General features: G+C 66.6%; 11 protein-coding genes and 1 pseudogene. 5 read left to right on the top strand and 7 right to left on the bottom strand.

Annotated features, from left to right (window positions below):
- Positions 1 to 59: 59 nt before the first annotated feature.
- A complete protein-coding gene (locus B6N23_RS09865; protein WP_305498305.1) occupies positions 60 to 908 on the top strand; it encodes a 23S rRNA (adenine(2030)-N(6))-methyltransferase RlmJ in 849 nt (282 codons plus the stop codon).
- Positions 909 to 924: 16 nt separating this feature from the next.
- On the opposite strand, the gene mnmE is transcribed toward B6N23_RS09865, so the two are convergent.
- The 4 genes from mnmE to rpmH all read right to left on the bottom strand — a co-directional run bounded on the left by mnmE (position 925) and on the right by rpmH (position 4,859).
- Positions 925 to 2,292 carry a tRNA uridine-5-carboxymethylaminomethyl(34) synthesis GTPase MnmE gene (gene mnmE / locus B6N23_RS09860; RefSeq protein WP_305498302.1) on the bottom strand — a complete coding sequence of 456 codons (1,368 nt, stop codon included), beginning with the start codon at positions 2,290 to 2,292 and terminating at the stop codon, positions 925 to 927.
- A 126-nt stretch (positions 2,293 to 2,418) separates the two neighbouring features.
- Entirely contained in the window at positions 2,419 to 4,107 is a 1,689-nt protein-coding gene (yidC, locus tag B6N23_RS09855) for a membrane protein insertase YidC (protein ID WP_305498299.1), read from the bottom strand.
- A 184-nt stretch (positions 4,108 to 4,291) separates the two neighbouring features.
- Positions 4,292 to 4,711 (bottom strand): ribonuclease P protein component, encoded by a 420-nt coding sequence (gene rnpA / locus B6N23_RS09850; protein ID WP_305498296.1) that lies wholly within the window; start codon positions 4,709 to 4,711, stop codon positions 4,292 to 4,294.
- A 13-nt stretch (positions 4,712 to 4,724) separates the two neighbouring features.
- A complete protein-coding gene (gene rpmH, locus B6N23_RS09845) occupies positions 4,725 to 4,859 on the bottom strand; it encodes a 50S ribosomal protein L34 (RefSeq protein WP_010626003.1) in 135 nt (44 codons plus the stop codon).
- Between the two features lie 545 nt (positions 4,860 to 5,404).
- Between rpmH and dnaA the strand changes: the two genes are divergently transcribed.
- The 4 genes and pseudogenes from dnaA (at position 5,405) to gyrB (ending at position 11,758) form a co-directional block, all read left to right on the top strand.
- Positions 5,405 to 6,871 (top strand): chromosomal replication initiator protein DnaA, encoded by a 1,467-nt coding sequence (gene dnaA, locus B6N23_RS09840; protein WP_305498282.1) that lies wholly within the window; start codon positions 5,405 to 5,407, stop codon positions 6,869 to 6,871.
- Positions 6,872 to 7,054: 183 nt separating this feature from the next.
- Complete coding sequence (gene dnaN / locus B6N23_RS09835; RefSeq protein WP_169956140.1) at positions 7,055 to 8,158, top strand: DNA polymerase III subunit beta; 1,104 nt, start codon at positions 7,055 to 7,057, stop codon at positions 8,156 to 8,158.
- Between the two features lie 45 nt (positions 8,159 to 8,203).
- Positions 8,204 to 9,319 (top strand): DNA replication/repair protein RecF, encoded by a 1,116-nt coding sequence (recF, locus tag B6N23_RS09830; protein WP_305498279.1) that lies wholly within the window; start codon positions 8,204 to 8,206, stop codon positions 9,317 to 9,319.
- Between the two features lie 11 nt (positions 9,320 to 9,330).
- Positions 9,331 to 11,758: pseudogene (gene gyrB / locus B6N23_RS09825) on the top strand (DNA topoisomerase (ATP-hydrolyzing) subunit B).
- 168 nt (positions 11,759 to 11,926) lie between these two features.
- Here gyrB and gmhB read toward each other — a convergent pair.
- The 3 genes from gmhB to glyQ form a co-directional block, all read right to left on the bottom strand.
- Complete coding sequence (gene gmhB, locus B6N23_RS09820) at positions 11,927 to 12,502, bottom strand: D-glycero-beta-D-manno-heptose 1,7-bisphosphate 7-phosphatase (RefSeq protein ID WP_305498276.1); 576 nt, start codon at positions 12,500 to 12,502, stop codon at positions 11,927 to 11,929.
- 181 nt (positions 12,503 to 12,683) lie between these two features.
- Positions 12,684 to 14,756 carry a glycine--tRNA ligase subunit beta gene (glyS, locus tag B6N23_RS09815; protein WP_305498274.1) on the bottom strand — a complete coding sequence of 691 codons (2,073 nt, stop codon included), beginning with the start codon at positions 14,754 to 14,756 and terminating at the stop codon, positions 12,684 to 12,686.
- Positions 14,757 to 14,758: 2 nt separating this feature from the next.
- Positions 14,759 to 15,736, bottom strand: a complete 978-nt coding sequence (gene glyQ, locus B6N23_RS09810) for a glycine--tRNA ligase subunit alpha (protein ID WP_110069093.1) — start codon at positions 15,734 to 15,736, stop codon at positions 14,759 to 14,761.
- Positions 15,737 to 15,806 lie beyond the last annotated feature (70 nt).

The raw sequence follows: 15,806 nt of genomic DNA, 5'->3' as shown, positions 1-15,806 counted from the left end.
CCTGAAGCGGCAGGCCCCTTTTCCTTGTCCCGTCCTTGCCGAGTCGCCAAACCCCATCCATGCTTTCCTATCAGCACGCCTACCACGCCGGCAACTTCGCCGACGTCCACAAGCACCTGACCCTGCATGCGGTCATCGATCATCTTTTACGTAAAGATTCTTCGATTACGTACATCGATACCCATGCCGGTCGCGGCCTCTATCCACTCGATGCCGCCGAGACCTCCCGGCTGCAGGAGTACCGGGACGGGGTCATCCCGCTCTGGAAGGCCCGCCAGGCGCTGGCCAGAGAACCGCTGCTGGGCGACTGGCTCGCGGCCCTGGCGAGTGCCCAGCCTGACCCTTCGCGGCTGACCCACTACCCCGGTTCCCCCTGGTGGATGGGTCATCGGCTGAGGGCCCAGGACCAGCAGTGGCTCTTCGAGCTGCACCCCGGCGAGCACGAGCACCTGAGCCAGCAGCCCTTCCCGGCAGCCGCCCAGCGGATCCATGGCGATGGCCTCAAGGGCCTGCTTCAGCGGCTGCCGGTCAAGACGCCGAGGCTCTGCGTGCTGATCGACCCCAGCTACGAGCGCAAGGAGGAGTATCTCGAGGTGGCCGAGACGCTGCTGACGGCCATGCGCAAGGCGCGTCATGCGGTGATGCTGGTGTGGTATCCGCTGCTGCCGGCGGGCCGCCACCGCGAGCTGCTGGAAGCGCTCCGCGACGGGGGGCTGCGCAAGGTCTGGTACGGCGAATTCACCCGGCAGGCCCCCAGCGAGGCGGAGCGCGGTATGTATGGTAGCGGCATGCTGGTGGTCAACCCGCCCTGGGGCCTCGACGAGCGCCTGGCCGCGGCGATGGCGCCCGTGGTGGCCCACCTGGGCTCGCCGGGGAGCTATCGCAGCGGCTGGTGGGTGGAGGAGTAGCGGAAGGAGGGCACGGCTATTTCCCGATGCAGAAGCTGCCGAAGATCTCGCCGAGAAGATCGTCGGCGCTGAATTCTCCGGTGATCTCGCCCAGCGCCTGCTGGGCGTCGCGCAGGTCCTCGGCCAGCAGTTCGCCGGCACCGAAGCCGGCCAGCTGAGCCTCGCCGTTCTCCAGGGCCTGTCGCGCCCTGTCCAGGGCATCCAGGTGGCGCCGGCGTGCCGAGAAGCGCCCCTCGGTGGTGCCGCTGTAGCCCATCACCTCCTTGAGATGGGCCTTCAGGTTATCCACACCCGCACCGGTCCGGGCGGAGAGCCGGATCACCGGGGTGGCTGTGGATAACTCGATGCCGGGCGCGTCCCGGGTGGTGTCGATCTTGTTGCGCACCAGCGTCAGCCGCCTCGGGTCCGGCAGCCTGGCCACGAACTCGGGCCAGATCGCCATGGGGTCGAGGGAGTCGGTAGTGGTGGCGTCCACCAGCAGCAGCACCCGGTCCGCCTTCTCGATCTCCGCCCAGGCCCGTGCCACGCCGATCTGTTCCACGGCGTCCGGGGTGTCGCGCAGGCCGGCGGTATCGATGATGTGCAGCGGCATGCCATCGATGTGGATGTGCTCGCGGAGCACGTCCCGGGTGGTGCCGGCGATATCGGTGACGATGGCGGTCTCCTGCTCGGTGAGGGCGTTGAGCAGGCTCGACTTGCCGGCGTTGGGCCGGCCGGCGATCACCACGCTCATGCCCTCGCGCATCAGCGCCCCCTGGCCGGCGGCGGCGCGCACCGCCGAAAGCTCCGCCATCACCCCGTCGAGCCGCTCGGCCACCTTGCCGTCGGCCAGGAAATCGATCTCCTCCTCGGGGAAATCGATGGCCGCCTCCACGTAGATGCGCAGCTCGATGAGCCGCTGCACCAGCGCCTCGACCCGGCGCGAGAAGTCCCCCTGCAGGGAGCGCAGGGCATTCTCGGCGGCGGCCCGGGAGCTGGCGTCGATCAGGTCGGCGATCGCCTCGGCCTGGGCCAGGTCGAGCTTGTCGTTGAGGAAGGCGCGTTCGGAGAACTCCCCGGGGCGGGCCAGCCGAGCGCCGAGCGCCACGCAGCGCTCGAGCAGCAGGTCCATGATCACCGGACCACCGTGCCCCTGGAGTTCCAGCACGTCCTCGCCGGTGAAGGAGTGGGGTCCGGTGAAGTAGAGGGCGATACCCTCGTCGATCACCGCCGATTCGCCCCGGAAGGGCCCGTAGTGGACGCGGCGCGGGGCAGGGCAGTGGCCCACCACCGCCTCGGCGATCGCGGCGCACAGCGGCCCCGAGACGCGGATGATGCCCACGCCCCCCCGGCCGGGGGGCGTGGCGAGGGCGGCGATGGTGTCCTGATCGTGGAGGATGGCCATGGGAATCTCCTCGTGGTGGCGGGGCCATTGTCCGTTTCGGGCCCCGTAAACGCCAGACCCCCGCACGGGGCGGGGGTCCGGGGAGGTGCGGCAGGGACTCTCCGCTACCGGGTCGTCATGCCGACTCTACTTGGTCTTCATGCCCTTGCCGACGGTGGGATCGTTCTCGATCTTGCGCGTGATGGCGTACTGCTGGGCGATGGAGATGATGTTGTTCACCACCCAGTAGATCACCAGACCGGCCGGGAACCACAGGAAGAAGAAGGTGAAGACGATGGGCAGCATGCGCATGATCTTCGCCTGCATCGGGTCCGGAGGCGTCGGGTTGAGCAGCTGCTGCACGAACATGGAGGCGCCCATCAGGATCGGCAGGATGAAGAAGGGATCCTTCACCGAGAGATCCTGGATCCAGAACATGAAGGGCGCGTGGCGCAGCTCCACGGACTCCAGCAGCATCCAGTAGAGGGCGATGAAGACCGGCATCTGCACCAGGATCGGCAGACAGCCGCCCAGAGGATTGATCTTCTCCTTCTGGTAGAACTTCATCATCTCCTGGGACATCTTCTGGCGGTCGTCGCCGTACTGCTCCTTCAGGCGCTGCATCTCCGGCCCCAGCTTGCGCATGCGGGCCATGGACTTGTAGGCCTTGGCGGAGAGCGGCCACAGGGCCAGCTTGACCACGATGGTCAGCAGCACGATGGACCAGCCCCAGTTGCCGATCAGGCTGTGGATCTGGTCGAGCAGCCAGAACAGCGGGTTGGCGATGAACCACAGCCAGCCGAAGTCCACGGTGAGTCGCAGGTTGGGGGCCACGGCCTCCAGGTAGTCCTGCACCTTGGGACCCATGTAGAGGGTCGCGCCCAGGCGCGCCTCGCCCTCGGCGGCGACGCTGGTCACCGGCCCGGCGAAGGCGGCGACGTTGCGGTTCTGCGAGTCCGTGGTGGCATAGAAGAGGTTCTGCTGGTTCTGGGGCGGCGCCCAGGCCGAGACGAAGTAGTGCTGGATGATCGCCACCCAGCCCCCCTGGGAGTCACGGTTCTCGAAGCGACCACGCTGAATGTCGTCGAAGTCGACCTTCTCGTAGCGGCTATCCTGGGTGGAGTAGGCCGCCCCCAGATAGGAGCTCATGCCCAGGGCCACGCCGCTGGAGGGGTCCGGGCTGTTGTCGCGGGCCAGCTGGCCGATGAAGCGCGCGGTGACCGGTGCCTCGGTGTTGTTGGCCAGGTAGTAGTTGACGTCCACTGCATAGCTGCCGCGCTCGAAGGTGAAGCGCTTGATGACGTCGACACCGTTGACCTCGGCGCGGAGGTCGACTTCCAGGCGGTCCTCACCCTCGCTCAGGCGGTACTCGGTCTGCTCCGGCGTGAAGGCGATGCGGCCGGCCTGGCCGTCGAGCTGCAGGCCGGAGCGCGCCACGTAGCTGCGGCTCTCGCTGTCGGAGAGCAGCACGTAGGGACGATCCGAATTCAGCGTCAGCTTGTGCTGTGGCAGGGCGGCGTAGACGACATCACCGCCCTGGGGGTCGATGCGCAGGTCCAGCACATCGGTCACCACGGCGATCAGGTCGCGGCTGCTGGTGGGCGAGCTCACCTCGCCGGGCATGGCCTGACTGACGTCGCCCGTTGCGCTGGGCGTGGCGTGCACGGCCAGGCCATCCGGGTCGGCCGGCTGGGCCTCGCCGTTGGCCGGGCTGCTGGTGAAGGAGGGGGCCTCGGGCTCAGGGGAGACCTGGCCATAGTCCTGATTCCACTGCACGACGATCAGGTAGGCGAGCACCGCCAGGGGGATCAGCAAGAGGAGTCGTTTTACGTCCATGAGGTTTCTGCCCGATGGGTGGTGAACTTGCCGCGGGCGAGATGGAAAACATCTGCCCGAGATAGACAAAAGCCTGCCAGAGGCAGGCTGGATGCCGAACACGGACTCTCGGCGGGGATACCGGCAGGGTCGGGGAACACCATGGAAAGGGGCCTCGACATGGTGACGACTCCTGGTTGGCCGGTCATCCGCCCTGACTGGCGTTCGCGCTGGGTGTCCCGGTACCTGGCTGGTCGTCGACGGCGGCCTTGCTTGCCTCGCGCTCCAGACGTCGCCACATCCCGTGCAGCTGGCGATGCAGGACCTCGTTATCGAGCTCCTTCACGCCTCGCCTGGCCATCAGCACGATGTCCACGGCGGGCAGACGCTGCTGCTGAAGGCGTATGGATTCGCGGGCGAGTCGCTTGAGGCGGTTGCGGTCGACGGCACGGCGAAGGTTCTTCTTGCTGACGATCAGGCCAAGGCGTGGATGCCCAAGGTCATTGGGGATCGCCAGGGCCATGAGCCCCTTGCCATGAACCTTGTAGACCGCGTTGTCGAAGACCTGCCGATACTCCCCGGCCGTCAGCAGACGCAGACGGCGGGGGAAGTCCTGACGGGACACCTGGGGTCCGTGATCAGGCGCTCAGGCGCTTGCGGCCCTTGGCACGACGGCGGGCCAGGACGGCACGGCCGTTCTTGGTGGCCATACGGGCACGGAAACCGTGCACGCGCTTACGCTTCAGAACGCTGGGCTGAAAGGTGCGTTTCATAACTCGTTATTCCCACGTGGTTTTCAGGAAGAATCGACAATTTCGAGGCGTCCGGTTTCCACAGAGGACCCCGGGGGTATTCGGCTCAAGACCGGAAATTGTAGTGATATCGCGGCCCGGGTGCAATTTTTCCGTACGCGATGGCCAGTGCGATGACGGCGCAGGCGCCTCACGAGCCCTGCCGTCGGGTCTGCCATCGACCACCACGACTACTATTACTATTTTCTATCCCTTTTAAAGAGCCTGTTATTAATAGTGGGGACAGTATCTGTGGATAAGATGGCTTTCCCGAACGTAAACAATCTTCTGCTGCAGGATATAGGCTGTGGACAGGCGGTGGGATGGCACGGGATGCCCTGTGCAGAAGCGGTGGATGCAATCGCTAGTCGTCCACAGCGAGATATTGTCCCCAGCGTTCGGCGGGACCCATCCCCGGGGTCCAGGGAAAGTTTTCCACAGCCGCGGCGCGGCGCCCCCAGGGTGTGGATAACCATCCTCGGGGGCGATACAATATGCGACCGTTTTCCAACCGATGGTGAGGCCGCGTGGCGCTAGCTCTCTGGCAACAGTGTCTGGACACCCTTCAGGACGAGCTGAACTCCCAGCAGTTCAACACCTGGATTCGCCCGCTGCAGGCGGAAGAGGGGGAGTCGGGTGAGCTGTGTCTGCTGGCCCCCAACCGCTTCGTGCGTGACTGGGTCAGCGACAAGTATGCCAAGCGCATCGGTGAGCTGATGCGCGAGCTCTCCCCGGCCAAGCCTCCCAAGGTGGTGCTGACGGTAGGCAGTCGGCGCAGCGCGCCCCAGCCCCAGCCACGTGAACTGGGCAACCCGGTATCGGCCGCGCCACGACGCCCCGCGGCACCCGCCGTGCATACTCCCCCGCGTGGTGAGGTGGCCGATGAGCGCGAGCTCGACGCCCAGCGCGAGGAGGGCGCGGGCCGCCGGGCGGCCGGGGAGCGCCAGGTGCAGGTCGAGGGCAGCCTCAAGCACAGCAGTGGCCTGAACCCCAACTTCACCTTCGAGACCTTCGTGGAGGGCAAGTCCAACCAGCTGGCCCGGGCCGCCTCGCGGCAGGTCTCGGAGAACCCGGGAGGGGCCTACAATCCGCTGTTCCTCTACGGCGGGGTCGGCCTCGGCAAGACCCACCTGATGCACGCCGTTGGCAATGCCCTGGCCGGGCGGCGGGAGAATGCCCGGGTGGTCTACCTGCACTCCGAGCGTTTCGTGGCCGACATGGTCAAGGCGTTGCAGCTCAACGCCATCAACGACTTCAAGCGCTTCTACCGCAGCGTGGACGCGCTGCTGATCGATGACATCCAGTTCTTCGCCGGCAAGGAGCGCTCCCAGGAGGAGTTCTTCCACACCTTCAATGCCCTGCTCGAAGGCGGCCAGCAGATGATCCTCACCTCCGATCGCTATCCCAAGGAGATCAGCGGGGTGGAGGAGCGCCTGAAGTCGCGCTTCGGCTGGGGGCTGACGGTGGCCATCGAGCCGCCGGAGCTGGAGACCCGCGTCGCGATCCTGATGAAGAAGGCCGACCAGGCCAAGGTCGACCTGCCTCACGATGCGGCCTTCTTCATCGCCCAGAAGATCCGCTCCAACGTGCGTGAGCTGGAAGGGGCCCTGAAGAAGGTGATTGCCGACTCCCACTTCATGGGCAAGCCGATCACCCAGGACTTCATCCGCGAGTCGCTCAAGGACCTGCTGGCGCTGCAGGACAAGCAGGTGGGCGTGGACAACATCCAGCGCACCGTGGCGGAGTACTACAAGATCAAGCTTGCCGACCTGCTTTCCAAGCGTCGCTCGCGCTCGGTGGCGCGCCCTCGCCAGGTGGCCATGGCCCTGGCCAAGGAGCTGACCAACCACAGCCTGCCCGAGATCGGCGATGCCTTCGGTGGTCGCGACCACACCACGGTGCTGCACGCCTGCCGCAAGGTGAAGTCGCTGCAGGAGGAGAGCGCCGATATCCGGGAAGACTACAAGAACCTGCTGCGCCTGCTGACCAGCTGACGGCACCAATGCCGGATCCTCCGGCATGGGGCGCCGGAGCGACACCGCGCCGCGATCGCCGCTACTCCTTGCCCTCATCCCCCAGCGCCCCCCCCCCCGGCCCGGCTGTGGTTAAATGATGGCCTAGCCGTTCGGCCCGGGCCGCACGGGCCGCAATCCTTCAGGACTAGACGTGGAGCCGACATGAAATTTTCCATCTCCCGCGAAGCGCTGCTGCGACCGCTGACGCTGGTGGCCGGTGTGGTGGAGCGACGCCAGACTCTCCCGGTACTCTCCAACGTGCTGATCCAGGTCGATCAGGACCAGGTAGCGCTCACCGGCACCGACCTCGAAGTGGAGCTGATCGGGCGCACCGTGGCCAGCCAGGTGGATGAGCCGGGGGCCGCCACCGTGCCGGCGCGCAAGCTGATGGATATCTGCAAGTCGCTGCCCGACCATGCCGAGATCCAGCTCTCCCTGGAGGAGGGCAGGGCGGTGCTGCGCAGCGGCCGCTCGCGCTTCACGCTCTCGACCCTGCCGGTGGCGGAGTTCCCCAACATCGAGGACAGCCAGGGCAGCATCGAGCTCGCCCTGCCGCGGGGCGTTCTGAAGCAGCTGATCGACGCCACCTCCTTCGCCATGGCCCAGCAGGACGTGCGCTACTACCTGAACGGGATGCTGCTGGAGATGCGCTCCGGTCTGGTGCGTGCCGTCGCCACCGATGGCCACCGCCTGGCGGTCTGCTCGCGTCCCGTCGAGATCCAGGTGGAGCCGGCCCAGAAGCTGATCGTGCCGCGCAAGGGCATCCTGGAGCTGGTTCGCCTGCTGGACGACGGCGAGGAGCCGGTCAGCCTGACCCTCGGGGCCAGCCACATCCGCGCTCACACGGGGGATTTCACCTTCACCTCCAAGCTGGTGGACGGCAAGTTCCCCGACTACGAGCGGGTGGTCCCCCGCGGCGGCGACAAGGTGTTCATCGCCGAGCGCGCCGAGCTGCGCCAGGTGCTCTCTCGCACCGCCATCCTCTCCAACGAGAAGTACCGCGGCGTGCGCCTGCACCTGGCCGAAGGCAACCTCAAGGTGATGGCCAACAACCCCGAGCAGGAAGAGGCCGAGGAGAACATCGCCATCGAGTACAGCGGCCCCGGCCTCGAGATCGGCTTCAACGTCGGCTACCTGATCGATGTCCTCAACGCCCTGGACGAGGACCGCGTGCAGATGACCCTGGCCGACCCCAACAGCAGTGCGCTGATGGAGGAGCCGGGAGGCGGCGATGCTCTCTATGTCGTCATGCCCATGCGTCTCTAGTGACTGGCGGCGGCACCCGCGGTGCCGCCCTGCCTGGATCTCTCCATGCCACTAGATCGCCTCGCCTTTCAGGGTCTTCGCAACCTTCAAGCCATTGATTTTCAACCGGGTTCTCGAATCAACCTGGTCACGGGAGACAATGGCAGCGGTAAGACCAGTCTGCTCGAGGGTATCCATGTGCTCGGCATGGGGCGCTCCTTCCGCACCCGCCAGATGCGCCATGTGATCGGCCATGATGCCGAAGGCCTGGTCCTGCATGGTCGCCTGGCGGGTGACCCCCCGATTCCCTTCGGCGTGCGCCGCCGCCGGGACGAGAGCGAACTCGAGATCCGCCTCTCCGGTGAGCGCGTCAGCCGCCTCTCTCGCCTGGTCGAGACGCTCCCCCTTCAGCTGATCAATCCCGATGCCTTCCGTCTCCTGGAGGGGCCTCCCGCGGGACGACGGGAGTTCCTCGACTGGGGAGTGTTTCACGTGAAACATGACTTCCTGGAGGCGTGGCAGCGGGCCCGTCGGGCGCTGAAACATCGGAATGCCCTGCTCAGGCATGGTAGAATGGACGGTGCTTCCCTGTCGGCCTGGGAGCACGAGTTCGTCCACTGGAGCGAGCGCATCGATGCCCTGCGCAGCGCCTGGGTCAACGCCTTCCTCCCGGTCTTCGAGGAGACCCTGGCCGGCCTGATGCCGTTGCCGGGTCTGCAGCTGCGCTACACGCGCGGCTGGGACAGGCGCCGTGAGCTCGGTGAGATACTGAGCCAGGGCAGGGAGGTCGACAGGCAGATGGGCTTTACCCAGCAGGGTCCGCAGCGGGCGGACCTGGCGGTCAGGCTGCATCGGCGCCCCGCCGTGGAGGTGCTCTCCCGGGGCCAGCAAAAGCTGGTGGTGAGTGCCCTCAAGCTGGCGCAGGGGCGGCTGCTGGAGGCCGCCACGGGGCGACACTGCCTCTACCTGATCGACGATCTCCCGGCAGAGCTGGACAGCGCCCACCGACGGGTGTTCTGCCACTGGCTGGAAAGCATGCACTGCCAGGCGTTCATCACCAGCGTCGATCACGACGCCCTGGCAGATCTGTGGCAGCCCGCCACCCCCGTCGCGATGTTTCACGTGAAACGTTCGCCATCGGGAGAGGGGCAGCTGGCGCCACTGGAACGACAGACTTCATGATGGAGCAGTCAATGAGCGAACAGGCCTACGACTCATCGAGCATCAAGGTACTCAAGGGGCTGGATGCCGTACGCAAGCGTCCCGGCATGTACATCGGTGACACCGATGACGGCACGGGCCTGCACCATATGGTGTTCGAGCTGGTGGATAACTCCATTGACGAGGCGCTGGCCGGCTACTGCAGCGAGATCCGCGTGGTCATTCACCCCGACGAGTCGATCACGGTCAGCGACAACGGCCGCGGGGTGCCCACCGACATTCATGAGGAAGAGGGGGTCTCCGCCGCGGAAGTGATCATGACGGTGCTTCACGCCGGCGGCAAGTTCGACGACAACTCCTACAAGGTCTCCGGCGGCCTCCACGGCGTGGGGGTGTCGGTGGTCAACGCCCTCTCCGAGGAGCTCAAGCTGACCATCTGGCGCGCCGGCGAGGTGTTCGAGCAGATCTATCACCACGGGGTGCCCCAGGCGCCGCTGAGCGTGGTGGGCAAGACCGAGAAGACCGGGACCCGCGTGCACTTCCGCCCCTCACCGCAAACCTTCGCCAACATCGAATTCCATTACGATATCCTGGCCAAGCGTCTTCGGGAGCTCTCCTTCCTGAACTCCGGCGTGGCCATTCGTCTGGTCGATGAGCGCAGCGGCAAGGAGGAGCTGTTCCACTATGAGGGTGGCCTCAAGGCCTTCGTCGACCATCTCAACACCAACAAGACGGTGCTTAATCCGGTCTTCCACTTCAACGCCGAGCGCGAGGATGGGGTGGGCGTGGAAGTGGCGATGCAGTGGTCCGACTCCTTCAACGAGAACATCTTCTGCTACACCAACAACATTCCCCAGCGGGATGGCGGGACGCACCTGGCGGGCTTCCGTGCCGCCCTGACCCGGACGCTCAATTCGTATATCGAAGCCGAGGGCCTGCTCAAGAAGTCCAAGATCAACACCTCCGGCGATCGGCGATGACGCTCGTGAGGGCCTGACGGCGATCATCTCGGTGAAGGTGCCGGACCCCAAGTTCTCGTCCCAGACCAAGGACAAGCTGGTCTCCTCCGAGGTGAAGACCGCAGTCGAGCAGGAGATGGGGCGACTGTTCTCCGACTACCTGATCGAGAAGCCCAACGAGGCCAAGTCGATCGTCAACAAGATGCTCGATGCCGCCCGCGCCCGAGAGGCGGCGCGCAAGGCCCGCGACATGACGCGTCGCAAGGGTGCGCTGGATATCGCCGGCCTGCCCGGCAAGCTGGCCGACTGTCAGGAGAAGGACCCGAGCCTTTCCGAGCTCTTCCTGGTCGAGGGTGACTCGGCCGGCGGCAGCGCCAAGCAGGGCAGGGACCGTCGCACCCAGGCGATCCTGCCGCTCAAGGGCAAGATCCTCAACGTGGAGAAGGCGCGCTTCGACAAGATGCTCTCTTCCGCCGAGGTGGGCACCCTGATCACCGCCCTGGGCTGTGGCATCGGCCGCGAGGAGTTCAATCCGGACAAGCTGCGCTACCACTCGATCATCATCATGACCGATGCCGACGTGGACGGCTCCCATATCCGGACCCTGCTGCTGACCTTCTTCTTCCGCCAGATGTCACAGCTGATCGAGCGCGGCCACGTCTTCATCGCCCAGCCGCCGCTCTACAAGGTCAAGCGTGGCAAGCAGGAGCTCTACCTCAAGGATGAGCAGGCGATGACCGACTACCTGACGGCCACCGCGATGGACGGTGCCCGTCTCTATGTCAACGCCGACGCACCGGGGATCAGCGGTTCCCAGCTGGAAGGGCTCGTCAACCAGTATCGTGAAGTGATGCGCCGCATCGATCGCCTGTCGCGGGTCTATCCCATCGAGGTGCTCAAGCGGATCGTGCATGCGGCGCGCCTGGACGGCGAGGCCAGCCTGCGGGATCGTGTGACCATGCAGAACTGGATCGACCACCTGCAGGGCGAGATGGATGCCGTGGTGGCCTATGAGGGTGGCCCGCGCTACACCTTCCGGCTTGAGGAGGACACCGAGCGGAGCCTCTACCTGCCGGCGGTGACGCTCACCGCTCATGGTGTGACCACCGACTATGTGTGGGGCATCGATTTCTTCACCAGCGCCGACTACCGCGGCATGGGCGAGCTGGGGGAGACCCTCGACGGCCTGCTGGAGGAGGGCGCCCATGTGGCCCGCGGGGAGCGTCAGAAGCGCGTCTCGACCTTCCACGAGGCGCTGGAGTGGCTGATGACCGAGGCCCAGCGCGGGCTGTCGATCCAGCGCTACAAGGGGCTGGGGGAGATGAACCCGGATCAGCTCTGGGAGACCACCATGAACCCCGAGACTCGCCGCATGCTGCGGGTCACCATCGAGGATGCCGTGGGGGCGGACATGATGTTCAACACCCTCATGGGGGACGAGGTGGAGCCGCGTCGCGACTTCATCGAGCGCAATGCGCTGGTGGCCAATCTCGACGTGTGACGCCCATCGATCAGGTGAGGCCATGTTTCACGTGAAACACGGCTGAGCGCCAAGCAGAAGCCCGCTACAGTTACCTGTGGCGGGCTTTTTCCTGGCTGGCCAGCAATCTCCTGATGCTCCTGGCTCCCGGCTCCCGGCTCCCGGCTCCCGGCTCCCGGCTCCCCCGGCCTAGCTGTGTTCTTCCTGTTCCAGCAGCCAGTCGACGAAGCCGGCCAGGTCGTCGAAGACGTGGGTGTCGCTGCCCTCTGCCGCCAGTTCCGGGTGGCTGGCCAGGGTGCGTTCCCCCTTGCCGGTGCGAACCAGCACCGGCCGGCAACCCATGGGTTCGCCGGCCTGGAGGTCGCGCAGGCTGTCACCCACCATCCAGCTGCCGGCGAGGGTCTGCATGCCGAGCTCGACACGGATCTGCTCCAGGAGGCCGGGCAGCGGCTTGCGGCAGTCGCACTCATCGCCAGGGCCGTGGGGGCACCAGGCGATATGGTCGATGTCGCCGCCGGCCTCCTTCACCAGCCGATCGAGCTCTTCGTGCATCTCGGCCAGGGTGGCCTCGTCATAGTAGCCACGGGCGATGCCGGACTGGTTGGTGGCCACTGCCACCGTCCAGCCGGCCCGGCTCAGCCGGGCAATTGCCTGGATGGCGCTGGGGTAGGGGATCCACTCGGCCAGGGATTTCACATAGGCATCGGAATCGCGGTTGATGACACCGTCGCGATCGAGGATCACCAGGCGGTCGGGGGAGGGCATTCGGTCGGGCTCCTGCGGTCAGCGAGAGGGGGAGTGTTTCACGTGGAACACGTCCTGCCAAGCGGCCCGGCCATAGATGACGAGTACGGCGTGGTTGTTTCACGTGAAACACACACCCGTTCGCCGGGCATGAAAAAGGCCGGCAGCGCTGGCTGCCGGCCTTCGTTCCCTTTGCCCGGTGTTACTGCTGCAGCTGGGCGATATCCGCCACTTCCAGGAAGAGCGCACGCAGGCTGGCCAGCAGCGCCAGGCGGTTGGCGCGAATGGCCGGATCGTCGGCCATCACCATGACCTGGTCGAAGAAGGCATCCACCGGCTCCCGCAGGCCGGCCAGGGCGTCCAGCGCCTCGGCGTAGCGGCCCTCGGCGAACAGCGGCATCACGCGTTCGCGCTGGGCGCTGACCGCCTCGTGAAGGGCCAGCTCGGCCGCCTCCTGAAGCACGCCGGCGTCGACCTGGCTGCCCACCTCATCGGCCTGCTTGGCCAGGATGTTGGAGACCCGCTTGTTGGCCGCGGCCAGGGCGGCCGCCTCCTCGCGGCCGGCAAAGGCCTGGACCGCACGCAGCCGCCGGGCGAAATCCAGCGGGCGGGTGACCGGGCGGGCGCGTACGGCCAGGTAGGCCTCGGCGGAGATGCCCTCGTCCTGGCCCCAGGCGCGGAAGCGGTCGAGCATGTAGCCGAGCACCTCGTCCACCAGCTTCTCGGCATAGGGCAGCTCCTGATGCTGGGCGGCGGCCAGCTCGAGCAGCTCGCGCAGGTCCAGGTTCAGCTCACCCTTGACCAGGATGTTGAGCACGCCGATGGCCGCGCGGCGCAGGGCGAAGGGGTCCTTGGTGCCGGTGGGACGCTGGCCGATGCCGAAGATACCGGTCAGGGTGTCCAGGCGGTCGGCCAGGGCCAGGGCCAGGGCCAGCCCGGTGCGGCTGTGGGGGATGGCGTCGGCGGCGAAGCGCGGCAGGTACTGCTCCTCCAGTGCCTGGGCGACGTCGGCGGCCTCGCCATCATGCTCGGCGTAATAGCGGCCCATGATGCCCTGCAGTTCGGGGAACTCGAGCACCATCTCGGTGACCAGGTCGCACTTGGCGAGCTCCGCGGCGCGGCGAGCGTGGCCCACGTCGCCGCCGATCTGGCCGGCAATGAAGGCGGCCACGGCGGCACTGCGGTGGGCCTTGTCGGCCAGGGTGCCGAGCTGCTGCTGGAACACCACGCCGGCGAGCTCGTCGATGCGCGAAGCGAGGGGCCGCTTGCGATCCGTGTCGTAGAAGAAGGCGGCATCGGCCAGGCGGGGGCGGATCACCTTCTCGTTGCCCTCGATCACCTGCTGGGGGTCGGAGCTTTCGATATTCGAGATGGTGATGAAGAGTGGCTTGAGCTTGCCCGCCTCATCGAGCAGGTGGAAGTACTTCTGGTTGGCCTTCATGGAGGAAATCAGCGACTCCGCCGGTACCTCCAGGAAGCGCTCGTCGAAGCTGCCGGTCAGGGCTACCGGCCACTCCACCAGGCCGCTGACCTCGACCAGCAGATCCTCGTCGATCACCGCGGTGGCCTCCTGGACCTCCGCCTCGGCCAGCACCTGCTCGCGGATGCGCTCCCGACGGCGGTCGCGGTCGGCCAGCACCCAGGCCTGCTCCAGCGCCTCGAGGTAGTCATCGGCATGGGCCAGCTCGATGGCGGCGGGAGCGTGGAAGCGGTGGCCGTATGTGGTGCGGCCCACTGCGAGGCCCAGGACCTCGGCTTTGACCACTTCGCTGCCGAACAGCACGACCAGCCAGTGTACCGGGCGAGAGAACTCCACCCGGGAAGCCCCCCAGCGCATGTTCTTGGGCACCGGCAGGGCGGCGATGGCCTTCTGCAGGATGGCGGGCAGCAGGGCAGCGGTGGATTCCCCCTGCTGCTGCTCGCGATAGCCGAGCCAAGTGCCCTTGTCGGTCTCCAGGTGAATCAGGTCGTCGACGGTGACGCCGCAGGAGCGCGCAAAGCCCTCGGCGGCCTTGGTGGGCTGGCCATCCTTGAAGGCGGCGGCGAGCGCTGGGCCGCGCTTTTCCACCTCGCGGTCGGGCTGGCTGTCGGCCAGCGCCTCGATGCATACCGCCAGGCGGCGCGGGGTGGCGTAGGCGCGTACCTCGCCATGGGCCACCTCGGCGTCGGCGAGCCCGCGACGCAGGCCATCGGCCAGGGCGTCGGAGAGGGCGTCGATGGCGTTCGGCGGCAGTTCCTCGACGCCCAGTTCAACCAGCAGGGTGTTGGCAGCCATGCTCAAGCGTCTCCCTCGTCGGCAAGCAGTTCCTTCCGCAGGGCTTCGGGAGCCAGCGGGAAGCCGGCGGCCTTGCGGGAGTCGTAGTAGGCGTGGGCCACGTCCCGGGCCATGGTGCGCACGCGCAGGATGAAGCGCTGGCGTTCGGTGACCGAGATGGCGTGGCGGGCGTCGAGCAGGTTGAAGGTGTGGGAGGCCTTGAGCACCTGCTCGTAGGCGGGCAGCGGCAGGCCGGCCTCGAGCAGGCGGGCGCAGTCGCGCTCCTGCTGGTCGAAGGCGCCGAACAGGAAGTCGACGTCGGCATGCTCGAAGTTGTAGGCGGACTGCTCGCGCTCGTTCTGCAGGTAGACATCGCCGTAGGTGACCCTGGAGCCGTCCGGTGCCACGGTCCAGACCAGGTCGTAGACGCTGTCGACGTTCTGCAGGTACATGGCTATGCGCTCGAGGCCATAGGTGAGCTCGCCGGTGACCGGGTAGCACTCGATGCCACCGGCCTGCTGGAAGTAGGTGAACTGGGTCACCTCCATGCCGTTGAGCCAGATCTCCCAGCCCAGCCCCCAGGCGCCCAGGGTGGGGGACTCCCAGTTGTCCTCGACGAAGCGGATGTCGTGCACCAGCGGGTCCAGGCCGAGGTGCTTGAGGGAGCCCAGGTAGAGCTCCTGGAAGTCGGCGGGGGAGGGCTTCATCACCACCTGGAACTGGTAGTAGTGCTGCAGGCGGTTGGGGTTCTCGCCGTAGCGGCCGTCGGTGGGGCGGCGCGACGGCTGCACATAGGCGGAGTTCCAGGTCTCGGGGCCGATGGCGCGCAGGAAGGTGGCCGGATGGAAGGTGCCGGCGCCGACCTCCATGTCGAGGGGCTGAAGGATCACGCAGCCCTGGTCGGCCCAGTACTGCTGCAGGGCCAGGATCAACCCCTGGAAGGTCGAGACGTCAGGCGCCGGCCCGGAGGTCGGCGCGGATGTCGAGGACGAGAGAGTCATTGCGGAAAGCACCGTTGGCCATGAATTCACAGGTCGTCAAGTATACAATCACCGGAAGATCGGTTATAGG

The organism is Halomonas alkalicola (assembly GCF_030704205.1).
Classification (GTDB): Bacteria; Pseudomonadota; Gammaproteobacteria; order Pseudomonadales; family Halomonadaceae; genus Halomonas; species Halomonas alkalicola.
This window is presented reverse-complemented; position numbering and strand designations above follow the sequence as displayed.

Bases quoted from the DNA above. Each gene is read 5' to 3' on its own strand.
- dnaN (WP_169956140.1), top strand. From the start codon at position 7,055: ATGAAATTTTCCATCTCCCGCGAAGCGCTGCTGCGACCGCTGACGCTG.
- B6N23_RS09865 (WP_305498305.1), top strand. From the start codon at position 60: ATGCTTTCCTATCAGCACGCCTACCACGCCGGCAACTTCGCCGACGTC.
- glyS (WP_305498274.1), bottom strand. From the start codon at position 14,756: ATGGCTGCCAACACCCTGCTGGTTGAACTGGGCGTCGAGGAACTGCCG.
- rpmH (WP_010626003.1), bottom strand. From the start codon at position 4,859: ATGAAACGCACCTTTCAGCCCAGCGTTCTGAAGCGTAAGCGCGTGCAC.
- recF (WP_305498279.1), top strand. From the start codon at position 8,204: ATGCCACTAGATCGCCTCGCCTTTCAGGGTCTTCGCAACCTTCAAGCC.
- mnmE (WP_305498302.1), bottom strand. From the start codon at position 2,292: ATGGCCATCCTCCACGATCAGGACACCATCGCCGCCCTCGCCACGCCC.
- yidC (WP_305498299.1), bottom strand. From the start codon at position 4,107: ATGGACGTAAAACGACTCCTCTTGCTGATCCCCCTGGCGGTGCTCGCC.
- glyQ (WP_110069093.1), bottom strand. From the start codon at position 15,736: ATGACTCTCTCGTCCTCGACATCCGCGCCGACCTCCGGGCCGGCGCCT.
- gmhB (WP_305498276.1), bottom strand. From the start codon at position 12,502: ATGCCCTCCCCCGACCGCCTGGTGATCCTCGATCGCGACGGTGTCATC.